The sequence below is a fragment of the Marinobacter sp. H13 genome, assembly GCF_059072335.1.
Window position 1 is genome coordinate 2,009,232 of sequence record NZ_JCACRU010000001.1, and the last position, 17,075, is coordinate 2,026,306.

Here is a 17,075-nt window from a genome sequence, read left to right on the forward strand (position 1 = left end):
CCTCAATTACTCGCTGGTTCTGCCCACATAACGCCCGGCTCACGCGCCGGTTTGGAGCCGCGAAGCGGCGGAAAATCGGTCGCTGTGCAGCCGCTGGTTATGCCCTATGTCCGATTTCGGATACAGCAGTCCACGGACGAATATTCTTCAACTGATCCTCTAGGGCATCTTCGGCAATCTCAGTGTCATAGGCTGCCTGAGCTCGCAACCAGTAGCCGTTAGACAAACCAAAGAAACGACAGAGCCGCAGGTCCGTGTCGGCGGTAATCGAACGTTTTCCCGCAATGATCTGGCCTATTCTCTGGGCGGGCACCCCGATTTCTTTGGCCAGGCGGTACTGAGAAATGCCCATCGGCTCCAGAAAATCTTCTTTGAGCAACTCGCCTGGTGTAACAGCGTCAATGTTGCGCATGAGCCACCTCCTAATGGTAATCAACAATTTCGACATCTTCCGCGCCGGCCTTGGTCCAGCGGAAGCAAACCCGGAACTGCCTGTTGATTCGAATGCTGTGCTGACCTTGGCGGTCACCATGCAATGGCTCCAACATATTTCCGGGCGGTACTTTGAGATCATCCAGCTGGCTTGCAGCCTGAAGTTGCCGAATTTTCCTCAAGGCAACTCGCTCAAAATTGACGAAGCGTCTGACGCGGCGTCCGCTTGCTAGCTTCTCAGTATCCTTACACTTGAACGATATGATCATGGCTCAATAATGACGGGGTGCGTTATTAACGTCAAGCGTCATTATCTGGCAAATAGATCTGGAGAAAGGCATAACGCCAATAATAAGCGGCGACCCGACAGGGGCGTCCGGTGGACGGCCGTCAGGCCGGGAACGAACTTGATTGACTGGTTAAAAGGTGCTCCGCTTACGGGGTTCCTCGCAGTCGCTCTGTTACAACCACCGCATCGGCCTGATTTTCTTTGAAAAAATATCCTGAAAACGCGTATGCATCCTGCCAGTTTGGATGAGCCAACTCGAACTCTTTGAGTTTTCCCACAAGAATACTGACGGCTTCTTCTGACGACGTTGATTCCTGAATAAGCCTGTCCAAAATCATGGCTTGGAGGCTCACTTTCAGCGCTTCCAAAAATTTGGAATATGATTCCTGCCCCTTATCACGGCCAAATAATGTCTTCTTGCCGGTATTTTTTGTGACTGCGGCCATGGCCATAACCAATTTGGTTAGTGCATTGTAGGTATGGGGCGAGAAATGACGTAACTGTCGCTCAAACAGTTGATTACCAGCCATAGAACAACCTCCTTGTGTACTTTTAACGCCCGGCTTTGCGGCGTGCCGGAGCGCAGCGTAGGCGCGTCCGACAACAGCCGCTTGTTAACCCCGTAGCTCGAGGCCTTCTCGAATGACCTCGGGATGACGGGAAGCAATCTCAATGAGCGCTTTTGCTGGACCAGAGGGTTCACGTCGACCTTGCTCCCACTCCTGCAGGGTTCGCGCGGAAATATGCAGTACCTCAGCAAACTCGACCTGAGTCAGTCCGGTTTTGCCTCGAGCCTCTGCCACCTCGTTAGGCTCAACACGACTGACTCGTGCAGTTTTGCCCGCTTTCATTTCTTTAACAGACTGAAGCAACTTGTTGCCAAGCTCCTCAGCACTTAGTGTCTCGTCACTCATTTTCCAATACCTCACGAATCGACTTCAGGATATGAGCGGGTATATTGCCCCTGACGGCTTTCTTGTAGATCACCAATAACCAGATCTCACCATTTGCCAACTTGGTGAAGTAAATGACTCGCACCCCACCGCGCTTCCCTGAACCCGCTACCGACCAACGAACCTTTCTACATCCGCCGCTACCCGGAATGGGGTCACCAATTTCCGGACTTGCCGCAAGCCAGGCAAAGAAAGCGCTTCGCTCTTCCTCAGTCCAGATTTTTCTGGCATCTGCTTCAAATGTAGGGGTTTCGATGATGGTAAACATGACAGTCAATATACGTCATTGACGGAGTTTTGCAAGATGCTGGTCACAAGGGTTAACGCGAAGCTTAGCGGCGCCCTTGTAATGGAGGCGAAGCCGCAATGAAAAGGGCGTCCGGCGGCCATCGGCCGCGTACTACAGCGACTGGTTAGTGGCAGGTAATGACACTGCCGGCTCCCTGGCACTGACCTTGACGGCCTACTCCGTAACCCGGCACCGACATGAGCCGATGCACTCTGTTTGAAACACCGCCAATGATGCGGTGAATGAACCTGAACTCAAAGGTAGCAGATCCAGACCCAATTTTCGGCGGACGACCCCACACGGTGAACACCGAATTTCCCGCCAAAACTCTTGCTTACTGATGCAACCAAACCGAACGCGGATTCGGACGGCCTTGGTGCTCACCAGAATATGCGGGTTTGGCAACCAAGCACGGCACCAAGGCCACTGGCACACCGCAGCCCAAAAGGACCGAAGCCACAGCCACTAACGCCGCCAGCACGCGCGGCTTTGTAGTGTAGGCGAAGCCGCAACGAAAAAGCCGTCGCCGTGCCTGGCCTTGTTAGCTGTAAATGGCACGTTTCAGAGTCTCTAAACTTGGTGCCAATTCACCATCTCTTAACGCCACAAGCTTGCTCTTCAATGAATTAAACTCAACGAGAGTTATTAGCTCCTCGCGGTAAAGAAAACGAATGAAATCGTCGGCATCTTTGTCATTCTTCATTGAATTGGCATCAAAGCACGCGGCAACAATATTTCGATATGAATTATTGCCACCTTTTGCTTGAGGGGTAACATGATCCAAGTAGCAATTATCGGCTGATATTTTGCGCCCAGTGTAAAAGCACTTGAAATCCTCCCGCTCCAGAATGCTTTGGAGCAACCTGCGATCTTTGTAAAAATCCAACTCCTCGATATTTATCTCACTAGGCGGAGCTTCAACCTGCTGGAGAAATGGCATCTGACCGGGGAGTATAATTTCTACTAGCATTCCCTTATTTGAGCGTTCAACAATCTTCACACAACCTTTCTGTTCAAGTGTCTTAAGGCGGTCAGAACGCGTTTTCCAGCTCGGAGGTTTTGTTCTATCACCACTGCCAAACCCAATTTCAGCTGTACGGGTGCTAAAGAGCGTCTGCTCTTTAGCTGCAAGATAGGTATGACGGAAGAGATAGTGGTATATCGCCTGTTCGTAGCTATCCAGCAACGGGACCAGCTTATCCTGTATCTCAATCAAAATTTCGGCCAGATCTTCCATACTCTCTCTTTACAGCTAACGCTGCGCTCACCGGAAAATTAGGAGCGTAGTGAGTAATTTTTCCGAGTGCAGCGCCTTGTTAGATTTTGCTCTGACTAATTACCTGAAATTTCTAAATGTTGGACCACGTCGATTCGAAAACCTGCCGGGTCTTCCAGGATAAAATGTACCTGTCCCCAAACTTCTTCTTTGAGCTCCATAGCCATCGTCAAATCCATTTTTTGTGCTTCGGCATAGGCGTGAGCTGCATCTTTAACTTCTAGTGATATCACATAGCCATCGGGAGACATTAATGGTCGAAGAAAGTCTGGCTGGCTTGCGTGCTCTGGCATCAAGAAGCCAAGCTGAACACCCGAATTGGGGGACACCAAATGCAAGTAAAAGTCGGCGTCGTAAAATACGGCATTAAAGCCAAACACGGATTCATAGAATGCTTTCACCGCTTCTAAGTTTGCCGTTACCATCACAGGAAACATCGCGTCTATTTCAATCATCTTATTAACCTCTTACCGTTGATTAGATGAATAACATTATTCTTCACTCAGAAGAGCAGTGATTGTATAAAACGGACATTTTTCTGAACTGTGTCGGTGTGACTCCAGACAAACGTTTAAATTCGCGCACAAAATGGGGCTGGTCGTAGTAATGATCTAGGTAGGCCTTGCTGTGTTGCGGTGCATTCATCGCTTTGAGAGCACTCTGAAATCTTAGCACCTTGCCAAAATCTTTGGGAAGTAAGCCAACGTGCTGTTTGGCCAACCGTCTAAGCTGACGTGCAGACACACCAAATTCAGTGCTCCGGCTATCTGACAGGTCAAGATTAGAGCTGACATTTTCGTAACAGTATCGAATGTAACGAGCTAGGCGAGGGTCAACGTTGGCAAACGTTATGGTAGAAAGTATTACTGCCGACAAGCTATTGCAGCGCTTAGCAAAGCTCTTTGCGTTACTAATGACTTCAAATACAGAGTAAACGATATCTGCGGGTAATAAGTCTTCCGCCTTTACACTACCAGCCTCACCCCACTCCCCTAAAGGCACAGAGATCAAGCCTTTATGCCCTAGAATTCGAAAACGAATACCAAAAAAAGACGCTGGGCCATCTATATGAAATAAAGTAGATGAGAGAAATGGCGGAATAAGAAAATTATCGTCGAAGCAATCTTGATTGATGATCCAATCAACACAGTTATCCGGCACACTATGGTATTGAAACTGGCCTTTGGGGACTGTGAGCTGCCAATACGATTGCACCCAACGATTTAACGGCGGCAATATCTGCCACGTTTTATAGGCGCGGTCGTCAGCGACTTTTCCTTGAGTCGGGTTATACTCTAAAAGCATTTTAGTATTGATATACAAAACATAAACTTTTCTGGCTACCAGCCCTCCAGAAATCTAACGCTGAGCTTAGCGGTGCCCTGACAAGGGCATCCGGTGGACGGCCCTTGGGCCGGGAACGTACTACAGCGACTGGTTAGTTGGGGGCATCAATAAAGCCCAATCCCTGGCAACCAACATCGCAGCCTACACCGCTGCCCTTGCACCCAAATTCGCCGGTGCATCATTATTGAAACCACCGCCAACGATGCGGTGGATGAACCTGAACATCAGAGTAGCAAGTAAGCAAGGAACCGTTTACCGGCGGACAGCCCCACACGGCCAACGCCAAATTTTAAACCACTACCGATAGCCAGTTGGGCTGCCAGCAAGGCGACAATTTATCGGGCCTTGGCAGAGCAATAAACCGTCCGGCTTTACTGCCAGCTTTCGGCCAAGGCCTTAGAACCCAGCCACCCACAAGGGACAATGCACTACCAACTAACGCTGAGCTTAGCGGTGCCCTGACAAGGGCATCCGGTGGACGGCCCTTGGGCCGGGAACGTACTACAGCGACTGGTTAGTTGGGGGCATCAATAAAGCCCAATCCCTGGCAACCAACATCGCAGCCTACACCGCTGCCCTTGCACCCAAATTCGCCGGTGCATCATTATTGAAACCACCGCCAACGATGCGGTGGATGAACCTGAACATCAGAGTAGCAAGTAAGCAAGGAACCGTTTACCGGCGGACAGCCCCACACGGCCAACGCCAAATTTTAAACCACTACCGATAGCCAGTTGGGCTGCCAGCAAGGCGACAATTTATCGGGCCTTGGCAGAGCAATAAACCGTCCGGCTTTACTGCCAGCTTTCGGCCAAGGCCTTAGAACCCAGCCACCCACAAGGGACAATGCACTACCAACTAACGCCAATATTCAGCGGCGGCCTTTGCGTAGCGAAGCGGAGAAAAGGCCGTCCGGTGGAGGGCCGTTAGGCCCGTAACGTACTGGAATGACTGGTTAGCACTGCTCAACTGAACACCTGCGGCTAAAGTCAAAATGGTAATCCGTCTTCGTCTTCTGTTGCATCTAATTCGGTAGACGGCTCTGGGCCAAAAAGTGCGTCTTCAACTGGCATCAGCTCCCACAACTCGTTCTGATGGAGCCAGATCGGATCAGCATTCTCCTGGATGAACTGATCTACAGGCATACCATCCACGGTTGGTGGCCGCTTGATTCTGACTTGCTTACCGTTCATAAAGACCCACTGGTACTTCCTTTGCCGCTCTGCCTTCGCGGCTTTCTTTGCTCTCTTTTGAGCCGGAGTGAGCTTTTTCTTAACCTTTGCCATATCTGAACTTTTTGGTGCTAACAGCAATTAGACAGAGCGCTTCATGATTGCAGAAATTTGACCGCTTCGTTATTGCGGCTTCTGGATCACAGTACGCAGTGCCCATAAATTTATAAAACAACAGGTTAGCCCACTACAAACTGGCTTTCCATGTAATCATTTGACATCTGTGATCCACGCTACCAATAATACTGTATAAATAAACAGTATTGGCAGGGAGCCGGGACGCATGAAGGGAAAACAACCTCGCTTACGGGACCAGGTTCATGCGGTTATCCGCGTGAATCATTACAGCATCCGTACCGAAAAAACCTACTGGTACTGGATCCGTTACTTCATTCGTTTTCAGCAAATGAAGCACCCTCGCGATATGGGGCCCCGCGAAGTCAATGAGTTTCTGACCTGGCTCGCTGTCCATCGTAATGTCGCGGCAGCCACTCAGGCGCAGGCCCTGAATGCTCTCGTTTTTCTCTACGACAAGGTGCTGGATAAGCCGCTCGGTGAGATTGGGGAAGTTATTCGCTCAAAGAAACCCCGGAAATTACCCGTGGTTTTGACGCACGAGGAAGCCATGCAGATTATCGACCGGCTTGGTAAAACCGACAGGCTGATTGCTTCCCTGCTCTATGGTTCGGGATTGCGGGTTACCGAGGCCTGTCGCTTGCGCATCAAGGACCTGGATTTTCAGCAGCAGGTGTTAACGGTGCGGGATGGTAAAGGCGCCAAAGACCGGACGACCCTTCTTCCCACAACGCTCCTTGGGCCGTTGCACGATCATGTTGACGCCATCCGCAAGGCCTGGAGACGGCGAGATGAGGAATTCCTGCATCCGGTAAGCCTTCCGTTTGCTCTCGCCCGCAAATACCCCAATGCCGGGAAATCGCTGGAATGGCAGTGGATGTTCCCCTCCCCCACGCTCAGCACGGATAATCTTGGTAATGTCGCTCGCCATCATCGCCATATATCCTCTGTACAGCGGGCTGTGCGCGCGGCTGCACAAGAAGCCGGCATTGGTAAGCGCGCTGGCTGCCACACCTTTCGACATACCTTTGCCACGGAACTCCTGAAGAGGGGAACCGACATCCGCACGGTTCAGGATTTACTGGGCCATGCGGATCTGCGAACCACCCAAATTTATACCCACGTCCTCGGACAAGGTTTCGCAGGGGTGCGCAGTCCGCTCGGCTAGCGGTCAGTAAGCCCTCACCACTCCAACTGAGCCCCGGTCTGGTATTCAATCACCCGCGTTTCAAAGAAGTTCTTTTCCTTGCGCAGGGTGGCCTGCTCGTCTAACCAGGGCGAGACGTTTTTTGCGCCCGGAAACGGCTCTTCCAGGCCGACGGTGCGGGCACGGCGGTTGGCCACAAAGCGGAATTGTTCGCTGTGATACTCAGCCGAATAACCGAGAATCGGGTCCCGCAGGATGTAATCTGCATAGGCCTTCTCGGCGGCTTCGGATTCGTCCCACATCTCGCGCACGGCCTTCGGATCGAAGGTGATGTTCTCCTCCTCCACGATCTGGTTCACCACCTTCAAGCCAAAGGAGAAGTGCATGGCCTCGTCCCTCAGGATGTATTGCAGTTGCTCGCCGGTGCCGCGCATCAGACCCCGGCGCTGCAGGGCGAAGATGGGGCTGAAGCCGTTGTAGAACCAGGTGCCTTCGAACACCGCCGCGAAGAACAGGTAAGACATGATGAACTCCTGAAGGTCGTCCTTGTTACGCAAGTTCATGTCTGGCCGTATGGCCGCATCCAGGCGGCGGTTGGCAATCTGGATCTTGCCGTTGATTGCCGGTACCACGCGGTAGCGGTTGTAAATCTCGCTCTGGTCCAGGTTGAGGGTTTCGATGCAGTGCTGGTAGGCCCAGGTGTGCATGGCTTCCTCGTATACCTGCCGGGCCTGGTAGATCTGCAGCTCGGGCGCGCTCATCTTCTCCATCACGGCCAGGCCAATGTTGCGCATGGCGAGGATGTCGGAGGTGGTTAGGTAAGCCAGCACGTTTTCGTAGACGTGTTTTTCCGGCGCGGTGAGCCGATGGTGGTAGTCATGAACATCCTGGGCCATGTTCACGTCCAGGGGAGTCCAGTGGTTTTTGTTGGCGTTGATGAAGTATTCCCAGGCCCAGGGGTACTTGAACGGTGCCAGCTGGTTGATGTCGGTTTCGCCGTTGATGACGCGTTTGTCGTCCACGTTCACCGGTGCCGGGGCGCCGGGAGGCGCCGCTTTGGATTCCGTTTTTGGTTCGTCGTCCCAATCAAGCATGGTTTTGCCTCGAAATCGTTAAGTGAGCAGTTACTGACAGGCTTCGCAGTCCGGATCGTCGATGCTGCACACCTGGGGTTGGGGCGCGGCAACCGGAGCGGTTTTTTCAGCACCGGTGGCACCCAGGGAGCGAAGGTAATAGGTGGTTTTCAGGCCACGTTCCCAGGCCAGCTGGTACAGGGCATCCAGCTTTTTGCCGCTGGGCTCGGCCATGTACAGGTTCAGGCTCTGGGCCTGGTCCAGCCATTTCTGGCGCCGGGCCGCGGCCTCCACCAGCCACCTTGCGTCGATCTCAAAGGCAGTGGCGTATCGCGCTTTCAGTTCGTTCGGGATGCGGTCGATTTGCTGCACGCTGCCGTCGAAGTATTTGAGGTCGTTCACCATCACGTTGTCCCACAGTCCTTCGGCCTTGAGGTCCCGGACCAGAGAGGGATTCACCACGGTGAACTCGCCGGAGAGGTTCGATTTCACGAACAGGTTCTGGTACGCCGGCTCGATGGACTGGGACACACCCACGATGTTGGAAATCGTGGCAGTCGGAGCGATCGCCATCACGTTGCTGTTGCGCATGCCGTTTTTCGCGATCAGTTCGCGCACGGGAGACCAGTCCAGCCGGGCGTTGGTATTCACGGACAGGTCCCCTTCCCGGCGGTTTTCCTTGAGCAGGTTGATGGAGTCGATCGGCAGGATGCCCTGCTGCCAGAGTGAGCCCTCATAGCTCTCATAGGCGCCTCGCTCACCCGCCAGCGAAGCCGAGGCGCGGATGGCGAAGTAGCTGAGTTGCTCCATGGCAAGGTCAGCGAACTCAATCGCTTCCGGGCTGGAATATGGCAGGCCCAGTTGATAGAGCGCGTCCTGGAAACCCATGAAGCCGAGACCGACCGGGCGATGCCTGAGGTTGGAATTGCGGGCCTGGGGCACGGCGTAATAGTTGATGTCGATAACGTTATCGAGCATGCGCACGGCGGTGTTTACCGTCTGTTCCAGGCGCTGCACGTCCAGCTCGCCGTTGGCAATATGGGCCGCCAGGTTCACGGAACCGAGGTTGCATACGGCGATCTCGTCGGCACTGGTGTTCAGGGTGATTTCCGTGCACAGGTTAGAGCTGTGCACCACGCCCCGATGCTGCTGGGGAGAGCGCAGATTGCACGGGTCCTTGAACGTGATCCAGGGGTGGCCGGTTTCGAACAGCACGGTGAGCATCTTGCGCCAGAGCTGCTTGGCCGGGATTTTCTTGAACAGCTTGATTTTGCCCTGCTCTGCGAGGGCTTCGTAATGCTCGTAGCGTTCACGGAAGGCGTTGCCGTACAGGTCGTGCAGATCCGGCGCATCGCTGGGAGAGAACAGGGTCCAGTCACGGTCTTCGCGCATGCGCTCGATCAGCAGATCGGGCACCCAGTTGGCTGTATTCATGTCGTGGGTTCGGCGGCGTTCGTCGCCGGTATTCTTACGCAGTTCCAGGAATTCCTCGATGTCCAGATGCCAGCTTTCCAGGTAGGCACACACCGCGCCCTTGCGTTTGCCGCCCTGGTTCACCGCCACGGCGGTGTCGTTGACGACTTTCAGGAAGGGCACCACGCCCTGGCTCTGGCCGTTGGTTCCTTTGATGTGGGAGCCCAGCGCACGGACTGGCGTCCAGTCGTTACCCAGACCGCCCGCCCATTTCGACAGCATGGCGTTATCGCGGATGGCGCCGTAGATGTCTTCAAGATCGTCGCCCACCGTCGTCAGGTAACAGGACGACAGCTGAGAATGGCGGGTACCGCTGTTGAACAGCGTGGGTGTGGACGCCATGTAATCGAACGACGACAACAGGTTGTAGAACTCGATGGCCCGGGCATTCGGGTCGTCTTCGCGCAGGGCCAGGCCCATGGCAACGCGCATGAAAAATACCTGAGGCAATTCCAGGCGGGCCTTGTTCCAGTGCAGGAAGTAACGGTCGTACAGGGTTTGCAGACCGAGGAAGCCGAACTGCAGATCCCGTTCCGGCTGAAGGGCTGCACCCAGGCGCTCCAGATCAAAGGCGGCCAGCGCGTCATCCAGCAATTCGTACCGGATTCCCGCCTCGACAAAGGCGCTCAGTGCCTGTGGATAAATCTCAGCCAATGGCAGACTGATGGGCAGGCCCAGGGCGGCGGCATTCTCCAAACGCAGCTGTTCCAGCAGAAGACGGGCGGTGACCGCACTGTAATCCGGCTCCCGCTCAATCCGGCTGCGGGCCGTCATGATCAAGGCCGACAGCACGTCTTCCTCGGCAATGCCGTCGTACAGGTTGGTCAGGGCATCGTCCACCAGGGAATCACCGTCGATGCCCTCCAACCCTGTGGCGGCCTGTTCCACCTGCAGTTTCATCAGGCCCAGGTCCAGCGGAGCAATCTCGCCACTGGTCTTTTTCACCGTCAGATGGGGGTGCGCCTCAACCGGCGCATGGCGGGCGCGCTCGCGGGCATGCTCTTCCCGATACAGGACGTAGGCGCGGGCCACCTTCTGTTCTTCGGCCCGCATCAGGGCCAGTTCCACCTGATCCTGGATGTCTTCGATATGTACCTTGCCACCAGCCTTCAGGCGACGGCCAATCGCCTGGATAACCTGGTCGGTCACCCGGTGTACCGCGTCATTGATACGCGCGGAACCGGCGGCGGTGTCGCCCTCAACTGCGAGGAAGGCTTTGGTTACGGCGATGCTGATCTTCGAGGGGTCGAAGCCGACAAGCGTGCCGTTGCGCTTGATGACCTGAAGGGATTCGGTGTCCGTGTGCGAGGTTGGCCGGGGTTCGGCCAGGGCTGAGGCAGACATGCAGTGTTCTCCTGAATACGCGTTGAGTTCCTTTCACCATCGCGTACGCAGGGGCACACCTCGCCATGGGAATGGCTGGGCATAACCGGTCTGCTCACCCTGGGTCGCGAAGGTGCAGTTGGGAGCCGTAAGGCTCCTTCATCCCTGGCAGGTCTTCGGACTCAGGGGCGTGAATCGATAGATTCGGCCTCGTGTGGCGACTTCCCGGCTTTCGCCAGTGTCTTGATGCCACGCTTGTTCCCCAATACCGCTGCGCGTCAGTTCCGGAGTCTCACCGGATTCCCGATACCAGAATGGCTGAGATGATCACACGTTGACCGAGTTGGTTACGCGCTGATCACTACATCTGGTATTTGACCAAGGATAGAAACACTATATACAGGTCCACTTTTCAGGACAAGGCACTTTCCGGTAAAAGATCTGTCTGCAACGGAAACACCCTGACAAGAGGAGAGGCACTATGGAGAAGGTCGGATACAAAAGAATCTGGGGCCCGCTCCTCATTTCCATGCTGCTGTCTGCACCGGTCAGTTCGCAAGAGAGTACATTGACACCCTTCTCCCAGATGCAGTCCCTGAACGATGGCTGGGAACCCCTGGAATTTCCCAAGATCGATCAGCTCAGCCGCTATGAACTGACAACCGAAGACGGTCAGCAGGTCGTGCGGGCGACCACGGACGGCGGTGCGTCGGGACTGATCGCACGGGTCAGGCTGGAGCCAACCGATTCGCTGATTCTGCAATGGCGCTGGAAGGTCTCGAATGTCTTCGAAAACGGGGATGCCCGGGAAAAGTCCGGGGACGATTACCCGGCCAGAATCTATGTGGCGTTCGAGTTCCAGCCCGAGAAGGCGGGGTTTTTCGAGCGCGCCAAACGCAAGACAGTCGAGGTGTTATTCGGTGAGTCCCTGCCGGGCAATGCCCTCAACTACATCTGGGCCAATACTCTCCCGAAGGGCGAGATTGTGCCCAACCCGTACACCGAGAAAACCATGATGATTGCCGTGAATTCCGGATCAGAACAGGTCGGCGAATGGGTCACGGTGGAGCGGGATATCATGGCCGATTATCGGGAAGCGTTTGGCGAGGAACCGCCACCGGTCGTGGGCATTGCCATCATGTCGGATTCGGACAACACCGGTGAAAAGGCCACGGCCTGGTATGGGGACATCCTTCTGAACCCGGATTCCTGAGCCCTGAACACTACTAACGGTATTGCTCGGGAAATCCGGGGATCACAAAGCTTTCTCCAAGGTTTCGTATCGGCGGCACTTCACCCTTTTCAGCCAGACGGATGTAGGCATCATCGAACTCTTCCCGCAGGATCGCTGCCCGGGGATTGGCCAGCGAGAACAGCCAGGTCAGATTCCTCAAACGGATCGCCGATTCACGGATTTTCTCGTCTTTGGGCATGGTCAGGGTTTCCACAACCGGATCCCGATGGCCAAACAGGTAATGGCCTCGGCCAAGCTTGAGCATTTCCAGAGCAGCCCGATAGTTTGGAGCCTGGGTGACGTCAATCGAACCTTCCGCCTCCAGCCAGTACAAGAGCCCTCCATAGGTGTACCCGCCTATCGTGATGACGGTCTTGCCCTGCAGTTGATCAAAATGTGTAATTGGTTCGGTTCCCTCCAGATACCAGGCACTGAGCTGGGTCGCGAGGGGAGTGACCCAGGTCTCCAGAACTTCACCATTAAGGGCGGGAACGTTGGCCGAACCTGGCCAAACGTCAATTCTACCGTTGCGCAGATACAGGTATACCCGGCTGATGGGCAAGAAGAGAAATTCCGGCTCGTAACCCGCTTCCACAGCGATCTTCCGGGTAAGCTCTATAAAGCTGCCAGCGGCTTGGCCATCGCTGGCCTGATAGGTAATAGGGGGAAACTCCACATAGGCAATGCGCAGAGTCTTGTTCACGGATTCCGACGCGGCAAGGGAGGCGGACGTAAATAATAGACCTGCCAGCAATATCCACAGCCGGACAACAATCAAATGCATGACTTCAGTGAGTCGGGAAGAATGGACCGGGCAGTTTCTGGACATGGAATCCGTATTGTTGGGGTCTGTTAAGGCAAAGATTAACAGACCCGTGCAAATCTGCACTGACACTGCCCGCAAAAATCCCGACAGAATGTCAAATATGGTTGATAACCATGTACAGACCAACACCGCCCATTACCAGCATGTAGGGAAACGCCATCACCACCATCTTGCCGTAGGACAGCCGAACCAGCGGCGCTATGGCAGACGTCAGCAGGAACAGGAAAGCCGCCTGGCCATTGGGAGTCGCAACGCTGGGAAGGTTGGTACCTGTGTTGATGGCAACTGCCAACTTCTGGAAATGCTCGTAGCTGATGGCCCCTGCATCCAGAGCCTGTTTGACTTCGCTGATATAAACAGTCGCTACGAAGACGTTATCGCTGATCATTGAGAGCACGCCGTTGGCAATGAAGAACATGCCAGGCTGCCGGGCTTCCGGAAGCGACAGCACGTAATCAATAATCGGCTTGAACAGGTGCTGTTCGTGGATCACCGCAACCACCGCGAAAAACACCACCAGCAGCGAGGTAAACGGCAGGGATTCCTGGAAGGCCTTGCCAATTTGATGCTCGTCGGTAACGCCGGTAAAGGAGGTAATCAGGATGATGACCAGCAGGCCAATCAGGCCGACCTCGGCGAGATGGAAAGCGAGGCCCACCACCAGGATCGCGGCGGCAAAGGCTTGTACCCAGAGAGCCGCCTGATCAGCCTTGGTCCGCTTGGTCCGCTCGTTCTCCGCAAATTCTTCCAGCACCTGACGCACAGGCTTGGGCAAACGCCCGCCGTAGCCAAACCAACGCAGCTTCTCCAGGGCCCAGCAGGTAAATAAACCAGCCGCCAATACCGGCAAACTCACTGGCGCCATGTGCAGGAAGAAACCGGCAAAGTCCCAACCCACGACTTTGGCAATCAACAGATTCTGGGGCTCACCCACCATGGTGGCAACGCCGCCCAAGGCGGTACCGATAGCACCATGCATCAACAGGCTTCGCAAGAACGCCCGGAAATTTTCCAGATCTTCACGGTGCAGCTCGATTACTTCGTCATCGCTGCCGGCGTTGTGATCCTTGTGCTGGTAGCCTTTGCCGGAGGCCACCTTGTGGTAAACCGCGTAAAACCCGACCGCCACGCTGATAATAACCGCAGTAACCGTCAGAGCATCGAGGAAGGCCGAAAGCAGTGCTGCTGCGCTACAAAACAGCAACGATAACGCCGACTTGGAACGCACACCCACCAGAATCTGGGTGAAAGTCACCAGCAGCAGCTCCTTCATGAAGTAGATGCCCGCCACCATGAACATCAGTAGCAATATCACCGGGAAGTTGGTGAGCACTTCCAGATAGACCGCATCCGGCGTGGTCAGGCCAATCAGCAACGCCTCCACTGCCAGCAGGCCACCTGGAAGGAGCGGGTAACATTTCAGTGCCATGGCCAGGGTAAAGATAAATTCGGCAATCAGAAGCCAGCCGGCCGTGCCCGGCCCCAGGGTCCACATGACAATCGGGTTGGCGATGAGAAACAGCAGGATGACCTGCTTGTACCAGACGGGCGCCTTGCCAAGGAAGTTGTGGGTAAAGCCGGAGATAACGGTATTGGGCATTACGGAAATCTTCTGAGAAAACGGGTTATTGGTATTATGTGCCAGCAGGCCCGCATCCTCCTTGATATTCGCGTACCGGGGTATGGGCCAAAGGTACAAAATGAAGACCGATTTTGGTCTTACTAACAAGCAAATGGGGAATGGGCGCTGATCAACACAGATATCTTCGTAGTATTACTTGATCAACAAAAATGTAGCGCGCGTATTTTAACCGATTTGCGTGGCTGTGAGGTCGCTTTGTGAAAAAAATACACAAATGTTCTGGGAGAAGGGCACTGATGGGGTCTATTGAGAAAATTTGTCGGAGCCGGCGCGTCCCTGCGCCGGGAGGATAATGTAATCAGAACCGGTAAGTAACCGAACCTGTGACTTCACGGCGGGTGCCGTAGGTGCCCGAGCTGTCGAAAGCCGTTGCCACGTATTTCTCGTCCAGCAGGTTCTGGGCATGCAGGCCTAGCGACACCTGGCCAATGTCGTAGGTAACAGCGGCATCTACAAGGGTTACATCCGGTACTTCCAGGGCGGAATTGGCCGCGTTGAATGCCGCGCCAAAACTCTCGCCGATGTAACGCACACCGGCGCCCAACCCCAGGCCATGCAGCATACCGCCCCGGAAATTGTATTTACCCCATAGCGCTGCTTCATGTTCCGGTGTGTATTCCAGCGGCTCGCCCTCTTCCACCGGGTTGCTGGCTTTGGTGATCTCGGCATCGGTATAGCTATAGCTCGCGATCACATCCAGCGCATGGAACAGACGGGTGCGGGCTTCCATCTCAAGGCCCTGTGAGTTGGCCTCGCCCTTCTGCTCATTGGCGAAGGTCGATGGGTTGGTGGTCAGGTAGTCTTCCCGGGTCAGGTCGAACCAGGCCAGTGTCACCAGCGTGTCCGTATTGGGCTGGTACTTTACGCCCACCTCATATTGGTGTGCGGTTTCGGGCTCGAACGGGTTGCCGGCCGCATCGGTACCTGTGGTGGGGAGAAACGACTCCATGTAGCTCACATAAGGGGCAAAGCCATTCGCGAACTGGTAACTGGCACCGGCACGACCAGTGAAGGCCTCGTCTTCCCGGCTAGCTGTGGCGCCGGTGAGATTATTGAGTGTCTCGGAACGGGCCACGTCATACCGGCCGCCAAGGGAAACCGTCCAACGATCTACCCGGATCTGATCCTGGAGGTAAATGCCGGTCTGTTTGAGTTGTCCGTCCTCGTCTTTAAACAACGGGGCATCAGGGACAGGCGCTCCATAGACAGGGTCATAGATGTCCAGGTTACTGGCGGCCCCAAAGAACTGCCGGGATGACACGTCGATATCCTGATGGTCGAGGCCGACCAAAACGGTATGTTCTGCCGAGCCCGTCTGGGCAGTCAACTGCAGCTGGTTATCCATGGCCAGTCCGTCAATGCGACCGAAACTGTCGAAGCGCGACCGGGTAATGGTTCTCTGATCCGCCAGCAAGCCGGTGGTGTAGATGGTCTGGTCGTCAACATCGTTACGGTAGTCCCGGACATTCTGACGCAGAACTATCTGGTCATTGATGCGGTGCTCAAACTCGTAGCCGATGGCACTCTCGCGACGCTCATAGGCATCGTACCCTGGCTCGCCGGTAAACCGGTTGTCAGGAATCGGGCCATTCGGATTTGGCTCCAACGTGCCCTGCAACGGGTAACGTTGAGATGGCTGGGTATCGTCGTACTGCCAGTGCGCCAATACCGTCAGTCGGGTGGCGTCCGTGGGCTGCCAGGTCAGGCTGGGGGCCAGGTACTTTCGGTCGTCGTTGACGAAATCCACCTGGGTTTCGCTGTCGCGAACCAGGCCTACCAGGCGAACCGCGAGGGTATCACTGTCGTTCACCGCCCCACTGATATCAAACTGACCCTGGACCAGATCGTTGGTACCAGCCTCAACGCGCACTTCTCGACGGGTGTCGAAAGTAGGACGTTTGGACACATAGTTCACCAACCCACCCGGGCCCGCTTGTCCGTACAGAACGGAAGAAGGCCCCTTGAGCACATCAATGCGCTCGGCGCCATAGGGCTCCAGGCTGTAACCGGCGGCAAACCCGGGGTTCGCCAGTTTCAGGTTGTCACGAAACAAGCCACTGGTGGCCACATCGAAGCCGCGTATTCTCAGAAACGTGGTGCGCGGCTCGAAACCAAAGGTCTCGCCTCGGGCGCCGGCTGTATAACGCAGAACTTCGCCCAGGTTGGCCGCGTTCTGGTCCTCGATCTGATCCGCTGTGACTGTGGAAATGGACTGGGGCGTTTCAACCACGTTGGTGGTTGTTTTCGTGCCGGTAACGGTCGCCTCTGCGGTGTAGCCATCACTCGGTGCGGTGCCGCTCGGTTCGGCGGCATCTGCCGATACTTCAATGGCATCCAGCTCGGTAATATTCGCTTCCTGCGCGTACACTATCGGGCTTGCCAGAACCCCGGCTATGGCCACGGCCAGGCCGGACGGGAGTAAGTACTGGCGATTATCACGTAACGAATTCATTGATCAGCTCCA

At 55.0% G+C, this 17,075-nt stretch carries 16 protein-coding genes and 1 riboswitch; of the genes, 2 read left to right on the top strand and 14 right to left on the bottom strand.

From position 1 onward, the window contains the following. Positions 1-97 precede the first annotated feature (97 nt). From AC5JQH_RS09350 to AC5JQH_RS09390, 9 genes are all read right to left on the bottom strand, one after another. Entirely contained in the window at positions 98-412 is a 315-nt protein-coding gene (locus AC5JQH_RS09350) for a HigA family addiction module antitoxin (RefSeq protein WP_200365435.1), read from the bottom strand. Positions 413-422: 10 nt separating this feature from the next. After that, positions 423-701, bottom strand: coding sequence for a type II toxin-antitoxin system RelE/ParE family toxin (locus tag AC5JQH_RS09355; protein ID WP_349557827.1), 279 nt, complete (start codon positions 699-701; stop codon positions 423-425). Between the two features lie 166 nt (positions 702-867). Further along, a complete protein-coding gene (locus AC5JQH_RS09360) occupies positions 868-1,251 on the bottom strand; it encodes a hypothetical protein (protein ID WP_008170671.1) in 384 nt (127 codons plus the stop codon). Between the two features lie 84 nt (positions 1,252-1,335). Next, positions 1,336-1,635, bottom strand: a complete 300-nt coding sequence (locus AC5JQH_RS09365; RefSeq protein ID WP_062373489.1) for a helix-turn-helix domain-containing protein — start codon at positions 1,633-1,635, stop codon at positions 1,336-1,338. After that, on the bottom strand, positions 1,628-1,942 hold the full coding sequence (locus AC5JQH_RS09370; RefSeq protein ID WP_054641851.1) for a hypothetical protein: 315 nt from the start codon (positions 1,940-1,942) through the stop codon (positions 1,628-1,630). The genes AC5JQH_RS09365 and AC5JQH_RS09370 overlap by 8 nt, the downstream gene beginning before the upstream one ends. A gap of 562 nt (positions 1,943-2,504) precedes the next feature. After that, the gene (locus AC5JQH_RS09375; protein WP_493805511.1) at positions 2,505-3,200 is read right to left on the bottom strand and encodes an HNH endonuclease; all 696 of its coding nucleotides are present in this window, start codon (positions 3,198-3,200) and stop codon (positions 2,505-2,507) included. Between the two features lie 95 nt (positions 3,201-3,295). Continuing rightward, positions 3,296-3,694: a VOC family protein gene (locus AC5JQH_RS09380; protein WP_239247912.1), complete on the bottom strand. Its 399-nt coding sequence runs from the start codon at positions 3,692-3,694 to the stop codon at positions 3,296-3,298. 43 nt (positions 3,695-3,737) lie between these two features. Beyond that, positions 3,738-4,562 (bottom strand): helix-turn-helix domain-containing protein, encoded by an 825-nt coding sequence (locus AC5JQH_RS09385; protein WP_239247914.1) that lies wholly within the window; start codon positions 4,560-4,562, stop codon positions 3,738-3,740. 1,013 nt (positions 4,563-5,575) lie between these two features. Next, entirely contained in the window at positions 5,576-5,872 is a 297-nt protein-coding gene (locus AC5JQH_RS09390; RefSeq protein ID WP_008171112.1) for a hypothetical protein, read from the bottom strand. A gap of 229 nt (positions 5,873-6,101) precedes the next feature. On the opposite strand from AC5JQH_RS09390, the gene AC5JQH_RS09395 reads away from it, so the two are divergent. Beyond that, a complete protein-coding gene (locus AC5JQH_RS09395) occupies positions 6,102-7,061 on the top strand; it encodes an integron integrase (protein ID WP_092030678.1) in 960 nt (319 codons plus the stop codon). Between the two features lie 14 nt (positions 7,062-7,075). Here AC5JQH_RS09395 and AC5JQH_RS09400 read toward each other — a convergent pair whose 3' ends face one another. Next, entirely contained in the window at positions 7,076-8,134 is a 1,059-nt protein-coding gene (locus AC5JQH_RS09400) for a ribonucleotide-diphosphate reductase subunit beta (protein WP_493805512.1), read from the bottom strand. A gap of 30 nt (positions 8,135-8,164) precedes the next feature. After that, a complete protein-coding gene (locus AC5JQH_RS09405) occupies positions 8,165-10,930 on the bottom strand; it encodes a ribonucleoside-diphosphate reductase subunit alpha (RefSeq protein WP_288367896.1) in 2,766 nt (921 codons plus the stop codon). 129 nt (positions 10,931-11,059) lie between these two features. Next, a riboswitch (cobalamin riboswitch) is annotated at positions 11,060-11,238 on the bottom strand. A gap of 152 nt (positions 11,239-11,390) precedes the next feature. Between AC5JQH_RS09405 and AC5JQH_RS09410 the strand changes: the two genes are divergently transcribed. Then, positions 11,391-12,122, top strand: a complete 732-nt coding sequence (locus AC5JQH_RS09410) for a DUF3047 domain-containing protein (protein WP_493805513.1) — start codon at positions 11,391-11,393, stop codon at positions 12,120-12,122. Between the two features lie 13 nt (positions 12,123-12,135). Here AC5JQH_RS09410 and AC5JQH_RS09415 read toward each other — a convergent pair whose 3' ends face one another. The 3 genes from AC5JQH_RS09415 to AC5JQH_RS09425 all read right to left on the bottom strand — a co-directional run bounded on the left by AC5JQH_RS09415 (position 12,136) and on the right by AC5JQH_RS09425 (position 17,063). Continuing rightward, positions 12,136-12,972, bottom strand: coding sequence for a substrate-binding periplasmic protein (locus AC5JQH_RS09415; RefSeq protein WP_493791913.1), 837 nt, complete (start codon positions 12,970-12,972; stop codon positions 12,136-12,138). 91 nt (positions 12,973-13,063) lie between these two features. Next, positions 13,064-14,569: a sodium/proton antiporter NhaB gene (gene nhaB, locus AC5JQH_RS09420; RefSeq protein WP_491713571.1), complete on the bottom strand. Its 1,506-nt coding sequence runs from the start codon at positions 14,567-14,569 to the stop codon at positions 13,064-13,066. A gap of 340 nt (positions 14,570-14,909) precedes the next feature. Further along, a complete protein-coding gene (locus AC5JQH_RS09425; RefSeq protein WP_493805514.1) occupies positions 14,910-17,063 on the bottom strand; it encodes a TonB-dependent siderophore receptor in 2,154 nt (717 codons plus the stop codon). Positions 17,064-17,075 lie beyond the last annotated feature (12 nt).

Bases quoted from the DNA above. Each gene is read 5' to 3' on its own strand.
- AC5JQH_RS09360 (WP_008170671.1), bottom strand. From the start codon at position 1,251: ATGGCTGGTAATCAACTGTTTGAGCGACAGTTACGTCATTTCTCGCCC.
- AC5JQH_RS09405 (WP_288367896.1), bottom strand. From the start codon at position 10,930: ATGTCTGCCTCAGCCCTGGCCGAACCCCGGCCAACCTCGCACACGGAC.
- AC5JQH_RS09375 (WP_493805511.1), bottom strand. From the start codon at position 3,200: ATGGAAGATCTGGCCGAAATTTTGATTGAGATACAGGATAAGCTGGTC.
- AC5JQH_RS09400 (WP_493805512.1), bottom strand. From the start codon at position 8,134: ATGCTTGATTGGGACGACGAACCAAAAACGGAATCCAAAGCGGCGCCT.
- AC5JQH_RS09425 (WP_493805514.1), bottom strand. From the start codon at position 17,063: ATGAATTCGTTACGTGATAATCGCCAGTACTTACTCCCGTCCGGCCTG.
- AC5JQH_RS09350 (WP_200365435.1), bottom strand. From the start codon at position 412: ATGCGCAACATTGACGCTGTTACACCAGGCGAGTTGCTCAAAGAAGAT.
- AC5JQH_RS09410 (WP_493805513.1), top strand. From the start codon at position 11,391: ATGGAGAAGGTCGGATACAAAAGAATCTGGGGCCCGCTCCTCATTTCC.
- AC5JQH_RS09380 (WP_239247912.1), bottom strand. From the start codon at position 3,694: ATGATTGAAATAGACGCGATGTTTCCTGTGATGGTAACGGCAAACTTA.
- nhaB (WP_491713571.1), bottom strand. From the start codon at position 14,569: ATGCCCAATACCGTTATCTCCGGCTTTACCCACAACTTCCTTGGCAAG.
- AC5JQH_RS09370 (WP_054641851.1), bottom strand. From the start codon at position 1,942: ATGTTTACCATCATCGAAACCCCTACATTTGAAGCAGATGCCAGAAAA.
- AC5JQH_RS09365 (WP_062373489.1), bottom strand. From the start codon at position 1,635: ATGAGTGACGAGACACTAAGTGCTGAGGAGCTTGGCAACAAGTTGCTT.
- AC5JQH_RS09395 (WP_092030678.1), top strand. From the start codon at position 6,102: ATGAAGGGAAAACAACCTCGCTTACGGGACCAGGTTCATGCGGTTATC.
- AC5JQH_RS09390 (WP_008171112.1), bottom strand. From the start codon at position 5,872: ATGGCAAAGGTTAAGAAAAAGCTCACTCCGGCTCAAAAGAGAGCAAAG.
- AC5JQH_RS09415 (WP_493791913.1), bottom strand. From the start codon at position 12,972: ATGTCCAGAAACTGCCCGGTCCATTCTTCCCGACTCACTGAAGTCATG.
- AC5JQH_RS09355 (WP_349557827.1), bottom strand. From the start codon at position 701: ATGATCATATCGTTCAAGTGTAAGGATACTGAGAAGCTAGCAAGCGGA.